The sequence below is a fragment of the Azorhizobium caulinodans ORS 571 genome, assembly GCF_000010525.1.
Lineage (GTDB): Bacteria > Pseudomonadota > Alphaproteobacteria > Rhizobiales > Xanthobacteraceae > Azorhizobium > Azorhizobium caulinodans.
The window spans coordinates 613274-633828 of record NC_009937.1 but is presented as its reverse complement, the minus strand read 5'-3'; the positions used below and the strand labels follow the sequence as shown (position 1 = coordinate 633828).

Annotated in this window: 20 protein-coding genes; 7 read left to right on the top strand and 13 right to left on the bottom strand. The window is 68.4% G+C overall.

Features of this window, described 5'->3' with window-relative positions; genetic code table 11:
* Nucleotides 1-101 precede the first annotated feature (101 nt).
* Entirely contained in the window at nucleotides 102-1481 is a 1380-nt protein-coding gene (locus AZC_RS02900; RefSeq protein ID WP_043878829.1) for an AmpG family muropeptide MFS transporter, read from the top strand.
* A gap of 3 nt (nucleotides 1482-1484) precedes the next feature.
* Here the strand turns inward: AZC_RS02900 and AZC_RS02895 are convergent, their stop codons facing one another.
* The 4 genes from AZC_RS02895 to leuS are packed head-to-tail and all read right to left on the bottom strand — an operon-like array spanning nucleotide 1485 to nucleotide 6204.
* A complete protein-coding gene (locus AZC_RS02895) occupies nucleotides 1485-1934 on the bottom strand; it encodes a hypothetical protein (RefSeq protein WP_043878828.1) in 450 nt (149 codons plus the stop codon).
* A 38-nt stretch (nucleotides 1935-1972) separates the two neighbouring features.
* A complete protein-coding gene (gene holA, locus AZC_RS02890; RefSeq protein ID WP_012169100.1) occupies nucleotides 1973-2986 on the bottom strand; it encodes a DNA polymerase III subunit delta in 1014 nt (337 codons plus the stop codon).
* Between the two features lie 4 nt (nucleotides 2987-2990).
* Complete coding sequence (gene lptE / locus AZC_RS02885; RefSeq protein ID WP_052285836.1) at nucleotides 2991-3593, bottom strand: LPS assembly lipoprotein LptE; 603 nt, start codon at nucleotides 3591-3593, stop codon at nucleotides 2991-2993.
* Entirely contained in the window at nucleotides 3580-6204 is a 2625-nt protein-coding gene (gene leuS / locus AZC_RS02880; RefSeq protein ID WP_012169098.1) for a leucine--tRNA ligase, read from the bottom strand. Before leuS ends, lptE begins: the two co-directional genes overlap by 14 nt.
* 274 nt (nucleotides 6205-6478) lie before the next feature.
* Here leuS and AZC_RS02875 point away from each other — a divergent pair, with 274 nt between their 5' ends.
* Nucleotides 6479-7906: a sodium:proton antiporter gene (locus AZC_RS02875; protein ID WP_081433883.1), complete on the top strand. Its 1428-nt coding sequence runs from the start codon at nucleotides 6479-6481 to the stop codon at nucleotides 7904-7906.
* A 72-nt stretch (nucleotides 7907-7978) separates the two neighbouring features.
* On the opposite strand, the gene AZC_RS02870 is transcribed toward AZC_RS02875, so the two are convergent.
* The 5 genes from AZC_RS02870 to AZC_RS25655 all read right to left on the bottom strand — a co-directional run bounded on the left by AZC_RS02870 (nucleotide 7979) and on the right by AZC_RS25655 (nucleotide 11929).
* Nucleotides 7979-9073 carry a CobW family GTP-binding protein gene (locus AZC_RS02870; protein WP_043878827.1) on the bottom strand — a complete coding sequence of 365 codons (1095 nt, stop codon included), beginning with the start codon at nucleotides 9071-9073 and terminating at the stop codon, nucleotides 7979-7981.
* 116 nt (nucleotides 9074-9189) lie between these two features.
* A complete protein-coding gene (locus tag AZC_RS02865) occupies nucleotides 9190-10146 on the bottom strand; it encodes a metal ABC transporter substrate-binding protein (RefSeq protein WP_012169095.1) in 957 nt (318 codons plus the stop codon).
* A gap of 12 nt (nucleotides 10147-10158) precedes the next feature.
* A complete protein-coding gene (locus AZC_RS02860) occupies nucleotides 10159-10983 on the bottom strand; it encodes a metal ABC transporter permease (RefSeq protein WP_043879954.1) in 825 nt (274 codons plus the stop codon).
* Nucleotides 10984-11027: 44 nt separating this feature from the next.
* On the bottom strand, nucleotides 11028-11768 hold the full coding sequence (aztA, locus tag AZC_RS02855) for a zinc ABC transporter ATP-binding protein AztA (protein ID WP_012169093.1): 741 nt from the start codon (nucleotides 11766-11768) through the stop codon (nucleotides 11028-11030).
* The gene (locus AZC_RS25655; RefSeq protein WP_158304093.1) at nucleotides 11765-11929 is read right to left on the bottom strand and encodes a hypothetical protein; all 165 of its coding nucleotides are present in this window, start codon (nucleotides 11927-11929) and stop codon (nucleotides 11765-11767) included. The genes aztA and AZC_RS25655 overlap by 4 nt, the downstream gene beginning before the upstream one ends.
* 320 nt (nucleotides 11930-12249) lie before the next feature.
* Between AZC_RS25655 and eda the strand changes: the two genes are divergently transcribed.
* Nucleotides 12250-12897, top strand: coding sequence for a bifunctional 4-hydroxy-2-oxoglutarate aldolase/2-dehydro-3-deoxy-phosphogluconate aldolase (eda, locus tag AZC_RS02850; RefSeq protein WP_012169092.1), 648 nt, complete (start codon nucleotides 12250-12252; stop codon nucleotides 12895-12897).
* A 43-nt stretch (nucleotides 12898-12940) separates the two neighbouring features.
* Here eda and AZC_RS02845 read toward each other — a convergent pair whose 3' ends face one another.
* The 3 genes from AZC_RS02845 to AZC_RS02835 form a co-directional block, all read right to left on the bottom strand.
* Complete coding sequence (locus AZC_RS02845; RefSeq protein WP_043878826.1) at nucleotides 12941-13864, bottom strand: sugar kinase; 924 nt, start codon at nucleotides 13862-13864, stop codon at nucleotides 12941-12943.
* Between the two features lie 74 nt (nucleotides 13865-13938).
* Complete coding sequence (locus AZC_RS24220) at nucleotides 13939-14469, bottom strand: lysozyme inhibitor LprI family protein (RefSeq protein WP_012169090.1); 531 nt, start codon at nucleotides 14467-14469, stop codon at nucleotides 13939-13941.
* The gene (locus AZC_RS02835) at nucleotides 14470-15654 is read right to left on the bottom strand and encodes a pyridoxal phosphate-dependent aminotransferase (protein WP_012169089.1); all 1185 of its coding nucleotides are present in this window, start codon (nucleotides 15652-15654) and stop codon (nucleotides 14470-14472) included.
* Between the two features lie 144 nt (nucleotides 15655-15798).
* Here AZC_RS02835 and AZC_RS02830 point away from each other — a divergent pair, with 144 nt between their 5' ends.
* The 4 genes from AZC_RS02830 to AZC_RS02815 all read left to right on the top strand — a co-directional run bounded on the left by AZC_RS02830 (nucleotide 15799) and on the right by AZC_RS02815 (nucleotide 19504).
* Nucleotides 15799-16371 carry a type 1 glutamine amidotransferase domain-containing protein gene (locus tag AZC_RS02830; protein WP_012169088.1) on the top strand — a complete coding sequence of 191 codons (573 nt, stop codon included), beginning with the start codon at nucleotides 15799-15801 and terminating at the stop codon, nucleotides 16369-16371.
* Between the two features lie 207 nt (nucleotides 16372-16578).
* Nucleotides 16579-17583, top strand: a complete 1005-nt coding sequence (locus tag AZC_RS02825; RefSeq protein ID WP_043878825.1) for a tripartite tricarboxylate transporter substrate binding protein — start codon at nucleotides 16579-16581, stop codon at nucleotides 17581-17583.
* Between the two features lie 143 nt (nucleotides 17584-17726).
* Nucleotides 17727-18503, top strand: a complete 777-nt coding sequence (locus tag AZC_RS02820) for an HpcH/HpaI aldolase family protein (protein ID WP_244421782.1) — start codon at nucleotides 17727-17729, stop codon at nucleotides 18501-18503.
* A gap of 14 nt (nucleotides 18504-18517) precedes the next feature.
* Entirely contained in the window at nucleotides 18518-19504 is a 987-nt protein-coding gene (locus tag AZC_RS02815) for an MDR family oxidoreductase (protein ID WP_043878824.1), read from the top strand.
* 273 nt (nucleotides 19505-19777) lie between these two features.
* On the opposite strand, the gene AZC_RS02810 is transcribed toward AZC_RS02815, so the two are convergent.
* Nucleotides 19778-20548, bottom strand: a complete 771-nt coding sequence (locus AZC_RS02810; protein ID WP_012169084.1) for an alpha/beta hydrolase — start codon at nucleotides 20546-20548, stop codon at nucleotides 19778-19780.
* Between the last annotated feature and the right edge of the window lie 7 nt (nucleotides 20549-20555).

Sequence of the window (20555 nt, the reverse complement as noted above, 5' to 3'; positions counted from 1 at the left end):
CATGCGCGCGGGCATGATGCCGCCGGCTTTCCCGCGCGGGCCGGCCCGGCGCAGCCTCCCCGGCGCCAGTGTCGAGCCGCCCGCCGCCCACGGAACAGGACATGAGCGAGAACACCCTCGAAGCCCCGGGCGCCCCCGCGTCGATGCTCGATGCCGTGAAGGTCTATCTGCGCCCGAGCGTGCTGGTGGTGATCCTGCTCGGCTTCTCCTCGGGCCTGCCGCTGGCGCTCACCGGCACCACGCTCGCGGTCTGGATGACCGAGCGCAAGGTGGACATCGCCACCATCGGCCTCTTCCATCTGGTCGGCCTGCCCTACACGCTGAAGTTCCTCTGGGCGCCACTGGTGGATGCCCTCGACGTGCCGCTGCTCTCCCGCTGGCTCGGCCGGCGGCGCGGCTGGCTGCTGGCCACGCAGCTGCTGCTCGCCGCCGCCATTCTCTATCTGGGCTTTCAGGATCTCGGCTTTGCCCCTTCCGCCGACGGCACCCGCATGGCGGCGCCCTTCGGGCTCATCGTCGGAGCGGTGCTGGTGGCCTTCCTCTCCGCCACACAGGACATCGTGGTGGATGCCTATCGCGTGGAGAAGCTCGACACCTCCGAGCAGGCGGCCGGCATGGCCGGCTATGTGGCAGCCTATCGCATCGGCATGCTGGTGTCCGGCGCCGGCATCATTGCCCTCGTGGCGTGGTTCGAGTTCAAGGGCCTGCCGCACGCGCAGGTGTGGGCCTGGGGCTATGGCGTCGCTGCCGCCTGCATGGCGCTCGGCATCTTCGCGACCCTCATCGCCCGCGAGCCGGACGGCGCACCGCGGGTCGCCCATGAGGGCGGGGCGCTCGGCGCCCTGAAGCGGGTCTTCACCACCGCCTTCGGCGCCTTCTCCGAGTTCCTGACCCGGAGCCACGCCTTCGCCATCCTCGCCTTCGTCACCCTCTACAAATTCTCCGATGCGCTGGCGGGCGGGCTCACCGCGTCCTTCGTCATCTCCATCGGCTTCGACAAGGCGACCTACGCCGCCATCGTGAAGGGCGTCGGCCTCCTCGCGGCCCTGGCGGGCGGCTTTGCCGGCGGCATGCTGGCGCGGGGGCGCTCGCTGGTCACGTGCCTCTGGATCGGCGGCGTGCTCCAGATGGCCTCCAACCTCGCCTTCTCCGTTCAGGCGATGATCGGGCCCGACGTGGGCTTCCTCACCTTCGCGATGATCGTCGAGAACTTCACCGGCGCCATCGGCACGGTGATCTTCGTCGCCTATCTCTCGTCCCTGTGCGGCGCTCGCGCACACACGGCCACCCAATATGCCCTGCTGACCGCGCTCACCGCCGTCGGCCGCACCGTCCTCGCCTCGGGCGGCGGCTATATCTATGACGTGACCGGCTGGGCGTGGTTCTTCGTCGTCACGGTCATCGCCGGCCTGCCGGGTCTCGCCCTGCTCGGCTGGCTTCAGGCGCGCGGCCACTTCCGGGAGCTTGGGGCAAAGGGGTGAGCCTTACCCCTTGCGAAAGCGCGGGTGGCAGAAGGCCAGAAGGATGAGGGCGAGCGGCAGCGTCAGGTGGTCGGCGACGGCGCCCGGTGGGGTCGCGGTCGTTTCCAGCACCCGATAGGTGGCGATCAGCATGCGACCTGCATATTCCGCCGCCATGAGCAGCAGCAGGAGCGGAATGAGACCGCGATATCGGATCAGCGCCACCACATAGATGAGCCCCATCAGCAACTGCGACAGTCCCCACAAGGCGAAGACGAAGATGATCGTGCTGGAAGCCGCCGCCGGATAGGTGGAGAGAGGAATGTGCGCCACCGACTGGGCGCCGCCATCGGGCGCGAACATGTGGAAGAGGCTGCGGCCGAGCGTGACCAGCGTGAGCGCGACGAAGATCCAGACCACCGCCGGATGGCCGGGGAAGCTGTTGTCGAGGCGCTTGGGCAATATCCAGTCCATCACCGTCTCGTCCTTCGGCTGGAGACGGCGTGATCCTATTACCGCCGGGCGGAGAGTTGAAGCACCACACGCTCGGTGATGGCCTGCGCCATGCCGGCGTTGCGGCGGGCGGCCAGCACCGCCTCGTCCACAAGCAGGATGGCCCGGAGGCACCGCTCGGCATTGAGGCTGCGCAGCGCCCGCTCCAGCTTGGGCTTGCGGGAGAAATGCACCATGGGCCGCGCCTGATCGATGACCCGGTCCGCCGGCGTGCCGGCCTGTACCTGAAGGGCCATCTGGTGCAACGAAGAGAGCGCCCGCAGCAGCGCACCGAGCACCGCGTCGGGGCGGGTCGCCGCGCCCCAGGCCTTGGCAAGCGCGGCGGTCGCCTCCACCGCCTGACCGGCGAGGGTGGAATCCACCACATCATCCAGCGCCAGCGCGGACGCATCGCCGACGATGACGCGCACATCCTCAAGCGTCACCCGCCCCTGCCCCTGCGCATAGAGCGCGAGCTTGGCGATCTCGCCGCGCGAGGCGAGGCGGTCGCCGCCGATGAGGGAAACGAGGAGTTCCTTGGCGTCGCGGTCGATGGCAAGGCCCGCCTCTGAGAGCATGGTGTCCACCAGCTTGCCGAGATCGCGGTCGCCGTCCGCATAACAGGGAATGGCAAGGGCCTTGGGGGAGGCCTCGCACAGGGTGCGCAGGGGCGCGCCCTTCTTGAGGTCGCCTGCCTCCACCACCACCAGCGTCGAGCCGCCCACCTCCAGCACCGGCTCCAGCGCCGGCACGAAGTTTCGCGAGCCCGCCCGCACCCAGACCACGCGTTCGCCGCCGAACAGGCCGACGGTCTGCGTCTCGTCGATGAGCCGCTGAGGATCGCCCGAAAGCTCATCCCCTTCCAGCCGCACCACGGCGAAGGGGTCGGCCACATCGGGCACCACGCGCTTCACCAGCCCCGCTGCGCGCTCGCGCACGAGGCCCATGTCGGGGCCGAAGATCAGGACGACGGCGTGGCGCGGATCGCGCCGCGCCAGCGCCGTATCGGCATCGCCGGCGCGGACCGCGACCATGGGCTCAGGTGCCCGGGGGCTTTGCCGCCGGCGCGGCGGGGGCCGCCGGGGGCGCCGGCGGGTTGATGAAGTAGGCGGCGAGCTGCGCGCGGATCTGCTCCACCACCATGCGGGCGGCGCGGCTCTCGGCGTCGCGGGTGGCACGCCAGTTGGCGAAGCGCTGCTCGCTCACGTCGATGGAGGCGCTGCCGGAGGACTTGCCCTGCAGGACCGGAGGCTTGGTCTCCTCGCCGGCCCGCACCACGCGCCAGTTGGCGGTGACATGGATGATGCGGTTCTGCGGCAGGCCAGACGTCGTATCGACGATGGAAGACGCCGAATTGGTGACCACCGTGATGAACATCTTGTAGGGCGCGCCGACCGGGTTTCCCGCCCCGCCGGTGAGCTCGAAGATGAGATCGTTGCGCAGGTCGTTGCCGAGCTTGCCTTCGATCTTCACGATCTCGACCTGACGCATCATCTCGACCAGCGGCTGGCCGGCGGGCGTGACCGTCTTCTCCGCATACATGGGCTGGAAGCAGCCCGCGAGCGCGAGCGTCGCACCGCCCGCGAGGGCGAGGCGCAGGAGGGTCCGTCGGGCGGGGATGGGGGCGTCAGGCGACGACATTCACGATCCTCTGTGGCACGACGATGATACGCTTGGGCGCCTTGCCGTCGAGGGCCCGGCGCACGCTTTCCATTTCGAGAACAGCAGCTTCCACCTCGGCGGCGGTCGCGTCGCGCGGCACGGTGATGTCGTCGCGCTTCTTGCCGTTGATCTGGATCGGCAGCGTGATGGTGTTCTCCACCAGCAGCTCCGGCTCCGCCTTGGGCCACGCCGCCTCGGCGAGCAGGGTGTCATAGCCGAGCGCGGCCCAGCACTCTTCCGCCAGATGCGGCACCATCGGGCCGACCACCCGCGTCACGATCTCCGCCGCCTCGCGCAGGGCGAAGGCGAGGTCCGCCGGCACGGGGCTGGCGGTGCGGGCGCTCGCGATGGCCTGTCCGAAGGCATTGGCGAACTCGTGCACATGGGCCACCGCCACGTTGAAGCGCAACCGCTCCACGTCATCGGCCACCTGATGGGCAAGGCCATGGGCGGCACGGCGCAGCGCGGTCGCGGCGGCATCGAAGCTCGCGGGCTTGTCCGCGCCCTTCGGCGCGCCCAGCTCGATGGCCTCCTGCACCTGACGCCAGACGCGCTGCACGAAGCGCCACGCGCCCTCGATGCCCGACTGCGTCCACTCGCTGTCACGCTCGGGCGGGGTATCGGAGAGCATGAACCAGCGGCCGGCGTCCACGCCATAGGTGTCCACCACCACTTCCGGCGGCACCACATTCTTCTTGGACTTGGACATCTTCTCCGGCGGGCCGACGGTCACGGGCGAGCCGTCGTCCAGTTTCTCTGCCTTGCCGTCGCCGAGGAGCTTCACCTCCTCCGGGAACAACCAGCGGCCGTCCTTATCCTTATAGGTCTCGTGGACGATCATGCCCTGCGTGAACAGGCCGGCGAAGGGCTCGGCCACGTCCACACGGCCGCAGGCCTTCAGCGCCCGCGTGAAGAAGCGCGAATAGAGCAGGTGCAGGATCGCGTGTTCGATGCCGCCGATATACTGGTCCACCGGCAGCCAGTGGCGCACGGCATCCTTGTCCAGGGGCTTGTCGGGATTGTCGCTGGCGTAGCGCAGGAAGTACCAGGACGAATCCACGAAGGTGTCCATGGTGTCCGTCTCGCGCCGGGCCGGGGCGCCGCACTTGGGGCACGGCACATCGCGCCACGCCTTGGCGCGGTCCAGCGGATTGCCGGGCCGGTCGAAGGTCACGTCGTCGGGCAGTTCCACGGGCAGCTGTTCGCGGGGCACCGCCACCGGGCCGCAGCTGTCGCAATGGATGATCGGGATCGGACAGCCCCAGTAGCGCTGGCGCGAGATGCCCCAGTCGCGCAGGCGGAAGTTCACCTTGCGCGTGCCCTGCGGCTGCTCGCCCACCCGGAAGCGCTCCAGACGCCGGGCCACCTGCTCCTTGGCGTCCGCAATGGAAAGGCCGTCGAGGAACTGCGAATTGTAAAGCGTGCCCTCGCCGTCATAGGCCTCGCTGCCCACCGCGAAGACGGCAGGATCGGCACCCGGCGGCAGCACCACCGGGGTTACCGTGAGGCCGTACTTGCGGGCAAAGTCGAGGTCGCGCTGGTCGTGAGCCGGGCAGCCGAAGATGGCGCCGGTGCCGTAGTCCATGAGCACGAAGTTGGCCACATAGACCGGCACGGTGCGGGCCGCGTCCAGCGGATGGACCACCGTGAGCCCCGTGTCGAAGCCCTTCTTCTCCTGCGTCTCGATGGCCTCGGCCGAGGTGCCGCCGGTCTTGCAGTCGGCGACGAAGGCGGCGAGGTCCGGCCGAGTGGCAGCGAGATGCTGGGTCAGCGGATGGTCAGGCGAGAGCGCGAGGAAGGAGGCGCCGAACAGGGTGTCCGGGCGGGTCGTATAGACCTTCACCGCCGACGTTCCGGCCGCCGCCACCGAGCCCTTGGAGAGTTCGAACAGGACTTCGAGGCCCTCGGACCGGCCGATCCAGTTGCGCTGCATGAGGCGCACCTTGTCCGGCCAGCGGTCGAGCGTGTCGATGGCGTCCAGCAGTTCCTGCGCGAAGGCGGTGATGCGGAAGAACCACTGGTTCAGCTTGCGCCGCTCCACCACCGCGCCCGAGCGCCAGCCGCGCCCGTCGATCACCTGCTCGTTGGCGAGCACGGTGTTGTCCACCGGATCCCAGTTGACCTCGCTCTCCTTGCGGTAGGCGAGGTCATTCTCGAACAGGTCGAGGAACAGGCGCTGCTGCTCGGCATAATAGGAGGGGTCGCAGGTGGCGACCTCGCGATTCCAGTCGAGCGAGAGACCGAGCAGCTGGAGCTGCTCCTTCATCGAGGCGATGTTCTCGTAGGTCCAGCTCTTGGGATGGATGCCGCGCTCGATGGCGGCATTCTCCGCCGGCAGGCCGAACGAATCCCAGCCCATGGGATGGAGCACGTTGAAGCCCTGCATGCGCTTGTAGCGCGCGAGCACGTCGCCCATCACATAGTTGCGGCCATGGCCGATGTGGATGCGCCCCGACGGATAGGGGAACATCTCCATGACGAAGAATTTCGGGCGCGGATCGTCGTTGCGGGTGCGGAAGATGCCGCGCTCGTTCCAGATGGCCTGCCAACGGGGTTCCGCGTCGCGCGCGTTATAACGATCTGTGCTCATGTCCGGGAATGCTGATCTCAAACGAGCGCGGACTAGGGCAGAAAGCGGCGCACGGGTCAACCGTCCGCTCCCCCGCCGTGACCTTCGCCGTGGCAGGGTGGCGCCCTGTGCATGGCTTCCGCCGGGGCGCAGGTGCAGCATCTTGAGCCCTGCCCTGCTTGCATCGCCGGAAGGCATCGTCCATCAACGCTATGAACCATCCATCTACACGCGGGATGGGACGGGACGGCAGCGCGCCGCCCCGCTGACCGGCTCACACAGAACGAGGTGCGGCATGGCTGTAATCGGACGTTGGACCCCGCTGGCGCTCATTCCCGCGCTCCTGGTCCCGATGTCCGCGGCCCATGCGGCCGGCGATGCGGGCTTCAGCGGCGTCGGCCTTTCCCCGCTCTGGGGCGTGCCGTTCGCCGGCATGCTGCTCTCCATCGCTTTGTTTCCGCTGCTGGCGAGCCATTTCTGGCACCATCATTACGGCAAGGTCGCCCTGTTCTGGGGCCTCGCCTTCGTGGTGCCCTTCACCCTCGTCTATGGCCCCAACGTCACCACCCACGAGGTGGTCCATGCGGCGCTGCTGGAATACATCCCCTTCATCGTGCTGCTGGCCGCCCTGTTCACCGTCTCGGGCGGCATTCTGGTGGCCGGGCGCATCAAGGGTGGACCGGTCACCAACACCGCGATCCTCGCGCTCGGCACAGTGCTCGCCAGCCTCATCGGCACCACCGGCGCCTCCATGGTGCTCATCCGCCCGCTGCTGCGCGCCAATGAGGGGCGCAAGCACAACGTGCACACGGTGGTCTTCTTCATCTTCCTGGTGTCGAACATCGGCGGCTCGCTGACGCCGCTGGGCGATCCCCCGCTCTTCCTCGGCTTCCTGAAGGGCGTGAGCTTCTTCTGGACCACCACGCATCTTTTCCACGACACGGCGGTGGTCGCCGGCATCCTGCTGGTGGTCTATTTCATCATGGAGAGCCTCCTCCACGCCCGCGAGGACAAGACCGCCGCGCCGGTGGAAGAAGGCGGCGGCCGCATCGAGCTGCGCGGCCTCCAGAACGTGCCGCTGCTCATCGCCATCATCGGTGCCATCCTGCTCAGCGCTTTGTGGAAGCCCGGCATCGTCTTCGACGTCTACGGCACCCGCGTGGAACTCCAGTGGATCGTGCGCGACGTGCTTCTCGTGCTGGTGGCACTGGTCTCGCTCGGCATCACGCCCAAGCTGGTGCGCGAGCGCAACGGCTTCGACTGGGAGCCGATCCTCGAGGTGGGCAAGCTGTTCGCCGCCATCTTCCTCACCATCATTCCGGTGATCGCCATCCTGAAGGCGGGCACCAACGGCGCCTTCGCGCCGCTCGTCGATCTGGTGACCACCCCGGACGGCAAGCCCGTCAACGTCGCCTATTTCTGGCTCACCGGCATCCTGTCGTCCTTCCTCGACAATGCGCCCACCTATCTCGTCTTCTTCAACCTCGCCGGAGGCGATGCCCACCAGCTCATGGGGCCGATGGCGGTGACCCTGGAAGCCATCTCGGCGGGCGCGGTGTTCATGGGCGCCATGACCTATATCGGCAATGCGCCGAACTTCATGGTGCTCTCCATCGCCCGCCACCGCGGCGTGAAGATGCCGAGCTTCTTCGGCTACATGGCCTGGTCAATCATCTTCCTGCTGCCCTGCTTCGCCCTGCTGACCTGGCTCTATTTCATCTGAGGGCGGAAAAGCTGCCGAACAAAAAAGGCCGGCGCGTCGCGCCGGCCTTCTGCATTTCGGAATGACCTGATCTCACGCCACGCAGGAGAGAAAGCCGCTTTCCAGCTTCTCGGTGGGCAGGTGGCGGCCAATGAAGACGATGCGGCTCACCTGGGGCTCGTCCGGCTTCCACGGGCGCTGATGGTCGCCGTCGAGGATCATGTGCACGCCCTGGAAGACGAAGCGGTCCGGATCGTCCTTGAAGGCAAGGATACCCTTGGAGCGCAGGATGTTCGCGCCGTCGGTCGCCACCACGTTCTGCACCCAGGGGAAGAACTTGTCCGGGTCCAGCAGCTTGTCGGTGGAGAAGGAGACCGACTGCATCTCCTCGTCGTGATAGTGCTTCAGCCCGCCATGGCTGTGACCATGGTGATGGTCGTGCCCATGGTCATGGTGGTGGCCATGATCGTGATGATGGTGGTCGTGGCCGCAGTCCGGGCCGCAGGTGTGGTCATGGTCGTGGTCCTCACCCTCTTCGAGGAAGGCGGGCTCCAGCGCCAGGATGCGGTCGAGGTCGAAGGCGCCCTGGTTCAGCACCTTCTCGATCTCGATCTGCGACTTCTGCGTCCGGTAGAGCCGGGCATAGGGGTTGATGCCGCGGATGCGGCCCTCCACCTCGGCCAGTTCGTCGGCACTCACGAGATCCGTCTTGTTGAGCAGGATCACGTCCGCGAAGGCGATCTGGTTCTTCGCCTCGGGCGCGTCCTTCAGGCGGTCGCTCAGCCACTTGGCGTCGGCAACGGTCACGACCGCATCGAGCTTGGTCTTCGCGCCCACTTCCTCGTCCACGAAGAAGGTCTGGGCCACCGGGGCGGGATCGGCAAGGCCGGTGGTCTCGACGATGATGCCGTCGAACTGGCCCTTGCGACGCAGCAGGCCGTCGATGATGCGGATGAGGTCGCCGCGCACGGTGCAGCAGATGCAGCCGTTGTTCATCTCGAACACTTCCTCGTCGGCGCCCACCACGAGGTCGTTGTCGATGCCGATCTCGCCGAACTCGTTGACGATGACGGCGTACTTCTTCCCGTGGGGCTCGGAGAGGATGCGGTTGAGCAAGGTGGTCTTGCCCGCCCCCAGATAGCCGGTGAGCACAGTCACGGGGATTTTTTCAGAGCCGGTCTCAGCCATGGGGTCTCCTGTGCGGGCCGCTGCCCGCGCATGCAACGGCGACCGCACCCCTTCCGGATACGGCCGCCGCACGTCAGAACATCCCGGCGCCGGAGCGCCGGGTCACAGCCGCAAGGTCACTTGGTCAGCGCCCCCGAGAGCTGGCGGATATTGTATCGCACCAGGTCGATGTAGGTGCTCGCAGGGCCGTTGTCACGGGACAGGGCATCAGAATAAAGCGTGCCGCCGACGATGGCGCCGCTTTCCTTGCCGAGCCGCTCGATCAGGCGCGGGTTGGTGACATTCTCAAGGAACACCGCCGGAATGTGCTGTTCCTTGATCTGGCGGATGATCTTGCCCACGTCCTTGGCCGAGGCCTCGCTCTCCGTCGACACGCCTTCCGGCGCCAGCAGCTTCAGACCATAGGCATCACCGAAATAGCCGAAGGCGTCGTGGGAGGTGATGATGCGGCGGTTGGCCTCGGGAATGGAGGCCATGGCCGCCTTCACTTCGCTCTCCAGTTGGTCGAGCTTGGCGAGATAGGCGGCCGCATTGGCGGTGTAGGTGTCCTTGCCCGCCGGGTCGGCGGCGATCAGGCCGTCGCGGACGTTCGCCACATAGACCTTGGCATTGGCCACCGACTGCCAGGCGTGCGGGTCGATGGGGCCGTGGTCGTGGCCGGCGTCCGCCTTCTTGCCCTTGGGGCCGTGATCGTCGTCGTCCTGCGGTTCGTCCTTGCTGCGCTCGCGCGGCGTGATGCCCTTTGTGGCCACCACCACGGTCGCCTTGGTGCCGGAGGCCTTCACGAGGCGGTCCATCCAGCCCTCGAAGCCGAGGCCGTTGACGAAAATCACCTTGGCGCCGGCCAGCTTCTTCGCGTCGTTCGGGGTCGGCTGATAGACGTGCGTATCCGCATTGGGGCCGACGATGGTGCTGAGCGCGATGCGGTCGCCGCCCACGTTCTTCACGAAATCGCCGAGGATGGAGAAGGAGGCGACCACCGGCAGCTTGGCGGCGGGCGCCGGCGACTGGGCAAGCGCCGGGGTTGCGCCGAGCACGAGTGCCGCGGCGAGCAGGGTACGACGGGACAGCATGGAAAGGCTCCGTTATGCCTCGAGATGACGACGTGGCATGAGGCGGGAGAGCACGCCTCCCGCCGGTCCGAAGACGACCGAGACCGCATAGGCGGCACCGGCCACCAGGATGATCGCGGGGCCGGAGGGGGCGCCCACATAATAGGAAATGAGCAGCCCCGCGACGCCGGCCACGAAGGCGATGACGGTCGCCACCACCACCAGCGCGGTGAGATCGCGCACCCAGAAACGGGCGGTGGCGGCCGGCAGCATCATCAGGCCCACGGACAGGAGCGTGCCCAGCGCATGGAAGCCGCCCACGAGGTTCATCACCACGAGGGCGAGGAAGATGATGTGGCTCACCCCGCCCGCCCGGCTCACCGAGGCGAGGAAGGTGGGGTCCACGCATTCCAGCACCAGCGGCCGCCAGATGAACGCCAGCGTCACCAGCGTCAGCGAGGCAATGCCCGCCACCAGCAGCAGGGTCGGATCATCGAGACCCAGCACCGTACCGAACAGCACGTGCAGCAGGTCCACGTTGGAGCCCTTGAGCGAGACGATCATCACGCCCAGCGCCAGCGAGACCAGATAGAAGGCCGCCATGGAGGCGTCCTCCTTGATCTCGGTCGCCCGCGCCACGACGCCGGCACCCACGGCGACCAGAAGACCCGCGGCGAGGCCGCCGATGGTCATGGCCGCGAGATCGAGGCCGGAGACCAGGAAGCCGATGGCGGCTCCCGGCAGAATGGCGTGTGCCATTGCGTCGCCGGTCAGGCTCATTCGACGCAACATGAGGAACACGCCCACCGGCCCCGCTCCGAGCGAGAGGGCGAATATGCCCACCAGCGCCCGACGCATGAACTCGAATTCGACGAACGGCGAGACCAGCAGATCGTAAGGGGTCACGCCGCCGCCTCGCACGGCTGTGCCGTCTCGTCCCAGGCCTCGCCCATGCGGCGGGCCTTCAGCAGATTCTCAGGCGCCAGCGCCTCCGCCGTCGGTCCCCACGCCACGGCCGAACGGGCCAGCAGCAGGGTCTGCGGGAAGTGCGCCCGCACCAGATCGAAATCGTGCAGCACGGCGAGCACCGTGCGCTTCTCGCCATGCCAGCGGCGGACCAGATCAAGCAGGTCCGACATGGTCTTGGCGTCGAGCGCGGTGAAGGGCTCGTCGAGGAGGATCAGGCGGGCGTCCTGCAGCAGCAGACGGGCAAAGAGCGTGCGCTGCATCTGGCCGCCGGAGAGCGTACCGATGGGGCGGTTCTCGAAGCCTTCGAGCCCGACGGCGGCGATGGCCTCGCCGATGCGGGCACGGTCCGCGCGGCCGATGCCGCCGAACAGGCCGGCGCGGCGCCACAGGCCCATGGCCACCATGTCATAGACATGGATGGGGAAGGAGCGGTCGATCTCGGCGCTCTGCGGCAGATAGGCGATGTCGCGGGGATCGAGGCCGGCACGGTCGATGGAACCGTGAAGCGGACGCAGGGCGCCGGAAATGGCCTTCATGAGGGTGGACTTGCCGGCACCGTTGGGCCCGCAGACCGCCAGAAGCGCGCCTTCCTCCACCACGCCATCCAGGTGATGGACGGCCGGGTGGCGCTCATAGCCGAGGGTGAGATCGCGGAAGCGCAGTTGTACGCTCATGACTGCAACACCAGAAGAACGCCGGCCCACATCACCGCGCCCAGCGCCACCGCCACGCCCAGCCGGACGCCCAGGGAGGCGCGCAGGGCCGAGCCGCCCACGCGCACGTCCGGCCGCGGCCGGCGGGGCGGGGGAGAGGCGTGGGAATGGGACCGGGACATGGCAACTCCGATTTCCCGATTAGAGATACAGAGTATCATTACCCCTGTCCACCCCGGACCGCAGCCTCGGCCGTGCGAAAAATGCAGGGCCCGTGCGCGTTTGCGCGACCTCGGCCGCCTTCCGCAGGGGCGCCAACGGGTCGCCGCCTGAGCCGCCCAGCCTCCCAAGCGAGCCCGGCTTCCACGCCCCTGCCCTGCCGCTTTGCCCTCGACAGCGGCGGCGGGCTGGGCTTCAAAGGGCCATCCGCGCGAACCGGGCACCGGCGCGCGTCGTTGAAGATCGGGCCGCGCCTCAGGCGGCCGATGAGGGAGATGCGTTCATGAGCCAGTCCAACCCGCTTCCGCTGATCGCCCGCGCCCCGGTGATCCCCGTGGTGGTGATCGAGCGTCTGGAAGATGCGGTGCCGCTGGCGCGCGCGCTGGTGGAGGGCGGCCTGCCGCTCATCGAGGTGACGCTCCGCACCCCCGTCGCGCTGCGCGCCATGAGCGTGATCGCCGCCGAGGTGGAAGGCGCCATCGTGGGCGCCGGCACCGTCACCGACCGCTCCCAGATCGAGGCGGTGGTGGAAGCGGGCGCGACCTACATCGTCACCCCCGGCACCACGCCCGCGCTCGCGCAGGCGCTGGCCGAGGCGCCGGTCCCCGTGCTGCCCGGCTGCGCCACCGCGAGCGAAGCCATGGCGCTCGACGCGCTGGGCTTCAAGGTGCTGAAGTTCTTCCCGGCCGAGCCCTCGGGCGGCGCGCCCTTCCTGAAGGGTCTGGCCGGGCCGCTGCCCGCTTTGCGCTTCTGCCCCACCGGCGGCATCGGCCCCTCCAATGCGCCCGACTATCTGGCGCTGCCGAACGTCGTCGCCGTCGGCGGCTCCTGGGTGGTGCCGGGCGATGCCATCAAGGCCGGCAATTTCGACAAGGTGCGCGAACTCTCGGCGGCAGCGGCGAAGCTTCCGCGCGCGGCGAAGTTCGACTGAGCAGGCGCTGAACCGGGCGGCGTTGCCGCCCGGCATGTCCCTCTCAATGCGACGCCACGCCCTCGTGGGCGTTGCGGGGGATGATGGCGCCGCGATGCATGATGACGCGGCCGGCCAGCGCATGGCCGGCGCGGGCGGCGTCCACCGGAGTGGCACCCTTGAGGCGGGCGGCGAGATAGCCGGCGTTGAAGCTGTCGCCGGCGCCGGTGGTGTCCACGGGCTGCACCTCGCGCTCCACGGGCACGAAGACGGTCTGCCCCTCGGCATGGACATAGGCACCGCCGGGGCCGTTCTTCACCACCACTTCCTTGACGCCATAGGTGGTGATGCGGGCGATTGTCGCCTCGGGCGAGGCGTCGCCCCACAGCATCACTTCATCCTCGAAAGTGGGCAGGGCCATGGAGGCGCGCTTCAGCGCCTCGGAGAACACCATGCGGGCGCGGGCGAGATCGCCGCCCCAGCCGCGCGGACGGAAATTGCCGTCGAATACCCGCCACGCGCCCCGCTCGCCGGCCAGTTCCAGCGTCGCGAGGAAGCGGCCGAGGCCGGCGTTGGAATAAAGCGACAGCGTGATGCCGGAGAAATAGACCGCCTGTGCGGCGACCAGATGCTCGGCCACGTCCTGCCAGCCCTCCAGCTCGAACAGGGAGCGGGCGGGGGCACTGTCGCGCCAGTAATGGAAGGTGCGCTCACCCTTGTCATCGGTGGTGATGAGATAGAGGCCCGGCACGCGGCCCTTCACCTCGACGATGGCGCCGGTGGAGAGATTTTCGCTGCGGGCGAGATCGACGATCTGCGCGGAAAAGACGTCGTCGCCGAGCGCGGTGGCATAAGCGGTCTCGATGCCGGCGCGGGCGAGATAGACGGCGGTGTTGAACGTGTCGCCGCCGAAGGACTGGCCGTAGCGGCCGTCATTGCCGCGCGCCAGTTCCACCATCACCTCACCCACCGAAACCACCTTGGCCATGTGCGCTTCCTCATTCTGACGCAGGCACCTTTGGGCCAAGCCGCCGCCGCGCGCAAGGCCGGGCGGGCGGCGTGTCAGTCGAGCCGGGGCGTCGTCGGGTCGGTCCAGGTGGCGGGGTGGAAGCCCTCGCCCTCAAGGGCGGCCATCTTCGCGGCCAGCACGGGCGGCACCACGGGCTTGGGATAGCGGGCCGCAAGATCGCGGGCGCGGCGGGCGTTGTTCTCAATGAGGCAGAGCGCCCGCTGCTCGAAATTGCCGATGCCGCGCGGCCCCTCGAACGGGGCAACGCTCTGGCAGTCCAGATTGCGGAACAGCAGGAAGCGTGACTGCGCCTCGTCGAGCTGCCCTTTCCAGCGGTTGCGCTGCACGGCGGCAAGGTCGGTGCGCCCCTCCACCACTGCCATGGCCGCCTCGAAGGCGGCCGTCACCTCCCGCTCGCTCAGGGCCGCCGCCTCGGAGAGGCAGCGGCTGTAGTCGGGCGCGGGCATCCGGCCGGCGCAGGGGTTTGGCTCGCGCCAGGGCTTCTCCTGCGCCCCCGCCGGGGCGGCGGCGAGGAGGAGCATCCCGGCGCCAAGGCGCGCCAGCGTCCGGCCGGCGCGCGCCATTCAGGCGACCTTGCGCTCGGAGAGGAACGCGCCCATGCGCTCCAGCGCGCGGGCGATGTTCTCCGCCGAATTGGCATAGGAGAGGCGGATATAGCCCTCCCCATGAACGCCGAAGTCCGGCCCCCCGATGGTCGCGACGCCCGCGTCCTCCAGCAGCGCGGAGGCGAGGGCCTTGGCCGAGGTCCAGCCGGTGCGCGAGACATTGGGAAAGGCATAGAAGGCGCCTTTGGGCTTGGCGCAGGTGACGCCGGGCAGCGCGTTGAGCCCTTCCACCACCAGCCTCCGGCGCTTGTCGAACTCCGCGAGCATGGCCGCCACCGGCTCCTGCGGGCCTTCCAGCGCCGCGATGCCGGCATATTGGGTCGCCGCATTGACGCACGACCAGGCATTCACCGAGAGCTTGCGCACCTTGTCATAGAGCGCCTGGGGCCAGATGGAATAGCCGAGGCGCCAGCCGGTCATGGCATAGGTCTTCGACCAGCCGTTGAGCAGGATGAGGCGGTCGCGGATTTCGGGGTAAGCCAGCAGCGTCTGGTGGCGCTCGCCATCAAACAGGAACTGGTCGTAGATCTCGTCCGACATCAGCGCCACGTGCGGATGATCGGCGAGGCCCTTCACCAGCTTGTCGATCTCGGCCTTGGGCGTCACGCCGCCGGTGGGATTGGCCGGCGAATTGATGATGAGAAGGCGCGTCTTGGGTGTGATCAGCGCCAGCGTCTCTTCCGCCGAGAAGGCAAAGCCGTTCTCCTCGCGGATCGGCACCGGGATCGGGGTCGCGCCCGTATATTCGATCATGGATCGGTAGATGGGGAAGCCGGGGTCCGGATAGAGGATTTCCGCGCCCGGCTCGCCGAACAGCAGGATGGCCGCATACATGGTGACCTTGCCGCCGGGCATGATCATCACGAGGCCGGGGTCCACCTCCACATCGAACCGCTTGTGCAGATCGCGCGCCACCGCCTCGCGCAGCGGCTGGATGCCGACCGAGGGGGTATAGCCGTGCTGGCCGTCCTTCAGCGCCTTCACGGCCGCCTCGACGATATGCTCGGGCGTGCGGAAATCCGGCTGGCCGATGCCGAGATTGATGATGTCGCGCCCCTGGGCGGCAAGCGTCGTGGCGCGCGCCAGCACGGCAAAGGCATTCTCCTCGCCGATGCGGTCGAAGGCGGCAACGGTGGTCAGCATGGCGTTCTCCTCGGGCCGGCTTTGGCCGGAACCCATTCCCTGTCCTCGTGTTGTCCGGGTGAGCTGGGGGCTTCCGGGCGCGCCGCATGAACGGGCCGCGCCCCGAACCGATACCATCCCGACACAGGAAAAAGGAGAGACCCCATGGCCAATCGTCTCGATGGACGCAAGGTCGCCGTCCTCGTCGCCGACGGGTTCGAACAGGTGGAACTCACCGAGCCGGTGAAGGCCCTGAAGGAGGCCGGCGCGCAGGTGAAGATCGTGAGCCCCATGAAGGGCCAGGTGCAGGGCGTCAACCACGACAAGAAAGGCGACGCCATCCCCGTGGACCAGCCGCTGGACGGCGCCAATGCGGGTGATTTCGACGCGCTGCTGCTGCCCGGCGGCGTCATGAATCCGGACACGCTGCGCATCAATGACAAGGCTATCGCCTTCACCCGCGCCTTCTTCGAGGCCGGCAAGCCGGTCGCGGCCATCTGCCATGGCCCGCAGCTGCTGATTTCCGCAGGCCTCGTGAAGGGACGCAAGATGACCGGCTACAGCGCCATCCAGGTGGACCTCGCCAATGCGGGCGCGCAGGTGTCGGACACCGAGGTCATCGTGGATCAGGGCCTCGTGACCAGCCGCAACCCGAAGGACATTCCCGCCTTCAATGCCAAGATGGTGGAGGAGTTCGCGGAAGGGCGTCATCGCGGCCAGCGGGTCGCGGCGGAATAGCCCCGCGACGGTCTGGCATACAACCATACGACACGCCCCGGTCCCAAAGACCGGGGCGCATTGTTTGCGGTATATTTTTGGCCGTTTTTCAGAAGCTGTCAGTTACCGCTTGAATAAAAAGCCTTCGGCGTGTTCAGCTTTGGACGTTCCGTGCGGGAACGTGGAAAGGGAACGGCCTCGGCGAGGCCAAAACGCAACGGGTGTCCCATGGCCGGGCATTTGCGTCGCATCTCCGCGTGCCTGCTGCTCGGCCTCCTCCTCTGGGCCGGGCTCGATGTCCGCTTGGGCGAGACGGCGGTGCGGGCGCAGGATTTTCCCAAGCGCGCGATCACGCTCGTGGTGCCCCGCCCTGCCGGCGGCATGAGCGAACGGCTGGCCGAGCTTCTCGCTCCCCCCTTGTCCCGCGCCTTCGGCGTTCCGGTGAACATCCGCCTCATGCCGGGCGACATGGGGGGCGAGGGCGCCCGCTACGTGGTTGCCGCCCCGGCGGACGGCTACACGCTGATGGTCGCCCCTAGTACGCTGCTGCTGTTCGACCCAACCACCCTGCCCAATCTCGGCTTCGTGCCCGAACGCGATCTCGATCCGGTGCTGCTGGCCATCCGAATGCCGACGGTGCTGGTGGTGCAGCCTGCGGTCGAGGCCCGTTCCCTCTCCGAACTGGAAGCGGAAATCCGGGCGAAGCCGGACCTCGTGTTCGGCGCCTCCGCCAAGGGCTCCATCAATGATCTGCTGGCCGCCGAGATGTTCCGGCGCGCCCGGATGCCGCGCAACATCACCTATCTGGGCGGCGGCGGCGCGGTCGAGGCGGCCCTGCTGAAGGGTCAGGTGCAGGCCTCGTTCCAGGAGGCCTCCATCTCCGCCGACGATATCGACCGCGCCCTTGTGCGTGCGCTCGCCATTACCGGCGACGAGCGCTCCCCCCGCCTCCCCGGCGTGCCGACCTTTGCCGAACTCGGCGCGCCGGAGATGAACGTCTTCACCTGGCAGGCCGTGGTGGCGCCCGCCGGGCTGAAGGAGGATGTCCGGGCGGCGCTGGAGAACGGTCTGAAGACCGCGCTGCTTGATCGCACCGTCGTCACGGCCATGCAGGCCATCGGCGCGGAAGTGGTGGCCGCCGGCTCCCGGCAGCTCTCCCGCGTGCTGACCGAGGAGCGCGTGCGCTGGCGCGAGCTCGGCACGGCCGATCCCTATTCCGCCACCACGCGCTGAGGGCTCCGCGCGGCGTTTCATCCCGCCGCCTCCCGGTTTTGCCCCTTCCCCTTGAGCGCCGCGCGCTCAAGAATGGGCCGCCGCCGTCCGTGCGGCCCGCGGGCCATCACTGGCCCGTCTCCGGCAACAAATCAGGAAACGCCATGCCTCAGGAAGCGATGCCGCGGAACGCCTTCAAGCGCGCCATCCACGCCGGCCGTCAGCAGATCGGCCTCTGGTGCTCGATCCCGAGCCCGTTCACGGTGGAAGTGCTGGCCGGCTCCGGCTTCGACTGGCTGCTGCTCGACACCGAGCACGCTCCCGCCGACATTCCCGAAATCTTCGCCCAGCTCCAGGCGGCGGCGGGCGGCAGCGCCAGCCCCGTGGTGCGCGTGCCCTCGAACGATCCCGTGGCCATCAAGCGGGCGCTCGACGCCGGCGCCCAGAGCCTGCTCATGCCCATGGTGCAGACGGCGGAGGAAGCCCACGCCGCCGTGGCCGCCACCCGCTATCCGCCGGAGGGTATCCGGGGCTTTGCCGGCATGAGCCGCGCCACCCGCTTCGGCCGGGTGAAGGACTATTTCAAGCAGGCCCATGACGAGACCTGCGTGCTCGTTCAGGTGGAGAGCGCGCAGGCGCTCGACAATCTGGAAGCCATCTGTGCGGTGGAAGGCATCGACGGCGTCTTTATCGGCCCCGGTGATCTCTCCGCCAGCCTCGGCTTTCTCGACGGACAGGGCGCACCGGAAATGGTGAAGCTCATCGAGGAGACGCTCCGCCGCATCGTCGCCGCCGGCAACCGGCCCGGCATCCTCACCGCCGACCGGACGCTCGCCCGCCGCTACATGGCGGCCGGCAGCGTCTTCACCGCCGTGGATATCGACCTCGCCTTGCTGGTGCGCCAGACGGAAGCGCTGGCGGCCGAGTTCAAGGCCGGTTGAGAGCGGAGCACGCCATGAGCACCGATACCTTCAAGGCCATCGTCGCCCGCAAGGCCGAGGGCGGCCAGAGCGTGGCGCTGGAGCAGGCGGACGAGAGCCTGCTGCCCGCCGCCGACGTCACCGTGGATGTGGCCTGGTCCACGCTGAACTACAAGGACGGCCTCGCGCTGAAGGGGCTGGGACGCATCCTGCGCACCTTCCCCATGGCACCGGGCATCGATTTTGCCGGCACCGTCCGCACCAGCGACAGCCCAGAATTCAAGCCCGGCGATCAGGTGATCCTCACCGGCTGGGGCGTGGGCGAAACCTGGTCCGGCGGCTTCTCCGCGCGGGCTCGGGCCAGGTCCGAATGGCTGGTGAAGCTGCCCGAGGGCATGAGCCCCCGGCAGGCCATGGCCATCGGCACCGCCGGCTTCACCGCCATGCTGTGCGTGATGGCGCTGGAACGCCACGGCATCGAGACCGGTGGCGAGGTTCTGGTGACGGGTGCGGCCGGCGGCGTCGGCAGCATCGCGGTGCGGCTGCTCTCGCGGCTCGGCTACCGTGTGGTGGCGCTCACCGGCCGGCCGGAGGAGGCCGGCTTCCTGACCGGTCTCGGCGCTTCGGAAATCCTTGATCGCGCGGTGCTTCAGGCGCCCGGCAAGCCGATGCAGTCGGAGCGTTGGGCGGGTGTCGTCGATACGGTGGGCGGCACCATCCTCGCCAATGCCATCGCCGCGACCAAGGCGGAGGGTGCGGTCGCCGCCTGCGGCCTTGCGGGCGGCACGGACCTGCCCACAACGGTCCTTCCCTTCATCCTGCGCGGCGTCTGCCTGCTGGGCGTCAATTCGGTCGACGCGCCCATGGCCCGCCGGCAGGACGCCTGGGCGCGCCTCGCCCGCGAACTGACCCCCGCCGATCTCGACGGGCTGACGCAGGAAGTGGCTCTGGAGGACGTGCTCGGTCTCGCCGACGACATCCTCGCCGGCAAGGTCCGCGGCCGCACGGTGGTGCGGATCTGAGGGGGCTGCTTCGCGACGTGGCTGGCAAGAGGAAGCTGCCCAGTAGTCGACGGCGCACCTCGCCAGGAGGTTGCAAGGAACTCAGACCGTCGTACCCCCCTCCCTGCCCTCCCCCGCAAGGGGGGAGGGTTTTCCCGTGTGCCGGGAGGGGCCGTTCCGCTTGAGCGCCATAACCCCCTCCCCCCTTGCGGGGGAGGGGCGGGGAGGGGGGTAATGCCCTCTCCCTTGATTGCAAGGTCTGGGAGCGGCGTTCGCCGCTATTCCCCTATATCTTCAGCCCTTCAGCTCGTTCATCAGCATGTCGAGCACGCGGCGCAGGCGATCGATGTCCTGCGGGCGGGAGAGGCGGTGGTCGCCGTCCTTGATCAGCGAGAACACCACGTCGTCCTCCGCAAGGCAGGTAACGAGATGCATCGCGTGGCGCCACGGCACGTCCGCGTCCTGCGCGCCTTGGAGGATGCGCACCGGGCAGCCCACCGAGAAAGGCGCGCCGAGCACCAGATTGTGCCGCCCGTCCTCGATCAGCGCGCGGGTGATGACATAGGGCCCGCCGTCATATTGCGTCGGGCGCTCGAAGCGGCCCTTGGCCATGATCTCTTCCTTCACCGCCTCCGGGAAGGTGGCCCACATGAGGGCCTCGGTGAAATCCGGTGCCGGGGCGATGAGGACGAGGGCGGCGAGCCGCTTCACCCCCTCGGCCGCCAGCGCGCGCGCCAGCAGCAAGGCGATCCAGCCGCCCATGGAGGAGCCGACGAGCACCTGCGGGCCGTCCGTGCTGTCGAAGACGGCGCGCGCCTCCTTGGCCCAGCGGGAGATGGTGCCGTCCTCGAAGGCCCCGCCCGAGGCGCCATGGCCGGAATAATCGAAGCGCAGATATTCATGGCCCCGCTCGCCGGCCCAATCGGCCAGCGCCTGCGCCTTGGTGCCGGTCATGTCGGAGCGGAAGCCGCCCAGCCAGATGACGCCCGGCCCCTGCCCCGGAACGCGGCGGGTGGCGATCTCGATGCCATCGACGGACAGGTGCCCGGAGGTCTCCTCGGCCATAATGTTC

Coding starts and splice junctions, on each gene's coding strand:
- AZC_RS02865 (WP_012169095.1), bottom strand. CDS start 10,146: ATGCTGTCCCGTCGTACCCTGCTCGCCGCGGCACTCGTGCTCGGCGCA.
- AZC_RS02875 (WP_081433883.1), top strand. CDS start 6,479: ATGGCTGTAATCGGACGTTGGACCCCGCTGGCGCTCATTCCCGCGCTC.
- AZC_RS24220 (WP_012169090.1), bottom strand. CDS start 14,469: ATGGCGCGCGCCGGCCGGACGCTGGCGCGCCTTGGCGCCGGGATGCTC.
- leuS (WP_012169098.1), bottom strand. CDS start 6,204: ATGAGCACAGATCGTTATAACGCGCGCGACGCGGAACCCCGTTGGCAG.
- holA (WP_012169100.1), bottom strand. CDS start 2,986: ATGGTCGCGGTCCGCGCCGGCGATGCCGATACGGCGCTGGCGCGGCGC.
- lptE (WP_052285836.1), bottom strand. CDS start 3,593: ATGTCGTCGCCTGACGCCCCCATCCCCGCCCGACGGACCCTCCTGCGC.
- AZC_RS25655 (WP_158304093.1), bottom strand. CDS start 11,929: ATGTCCCGGTCCCATTCCCACGCCTCTCCCCCGCCCCGCCGGCCGCGG.
- AZC_RS02870 (WP_043878827.1), bottom strand. CDS start 9,073: ATGGCTGAGACCGGCTCTGAAAAAATCCCCGTGACTGTGCTCACCGGC.
- AZC_RS02895 (WP_043878828.1), bottom strand. CDS start 1,934: ATGGACTGGATATTGCCCAAGCGCCTCGACAACAGCTTCCCCGGCCAT.
- AZC_RS02820 (WP_244421782.1), top strand. CDS start 17,727: ATGCCTCAGGAAGCGATGCCGCGGAACGCCTTCAAGCGCGCCATCCAC.
- AZC_RS02900 (WP_043878829.1), top strand. CDS start 102: ATGAGCGAGAACACCCTCGAAGCCCCGGGCGCCCCCGCGTCGATGCTC.
- AZC_RS02815 (WP_043878824.1), top strand. CDS start 18,518: ATGAGCACCGATACCTTCAAGGCCATCGTCGCCCGCAAGGCCGAGGGC.
- AZC_RS02835 (WP_012169089.1), bottom strand. CDS start 15,654: ATGCTGACCACCGTTGCCGCCTTCGACCGCATCGGCGAGGAGAATGCC.
- eda (WP_012169092.1), top strand. CDS start 12,250: ATGAGCCAGTCCAACCCGCTTCCGCTGATCGCCCGCGCCCCGGTGATC.
- AZC_RS02810 (WP_012169084.1), bottom strand. CDS start 20,548: ATGGCCGAGGAGACCTCCGGGCACCTGTCCGTCGATGGCATCGAGATC.
- AZC_RS02845 (WP_043878826.1), bottom strand. CDS start 13,864: ATGGCCAAGGTGGTTTCGGTGGGTGAGGTGATGGTGGAACTGGCGCGC.
- AZC_RS02830 (WP_012169088.1), top strand. CDS start 15,799: ATGGCCAATCGTCTCGATGGACGCAAGGTCGCCGTCCTCGTCGCCGAC.
- AZC_RS02860 (WP_043879954.1), bottom strand. CDS start 10,983: ATGCGTCGGGCGCTGGTGGGCATATTCGCCCTCTCGCTCGGAGCGGGG.
- AZC_RS02825 (WP_043878825.1), top strand. CDS start 16,579: ATGGCCGGGCATTTGCGTCGCATCTCCGCGTGCCTGCTGCTCGGCCTC.
- aztA (WP_012169093.1), bottom strand. CDS start 11,768: ATGAGCGTACAACTGCGCTTCCGCGATCTCACCCTCGGCTATGAGCGC.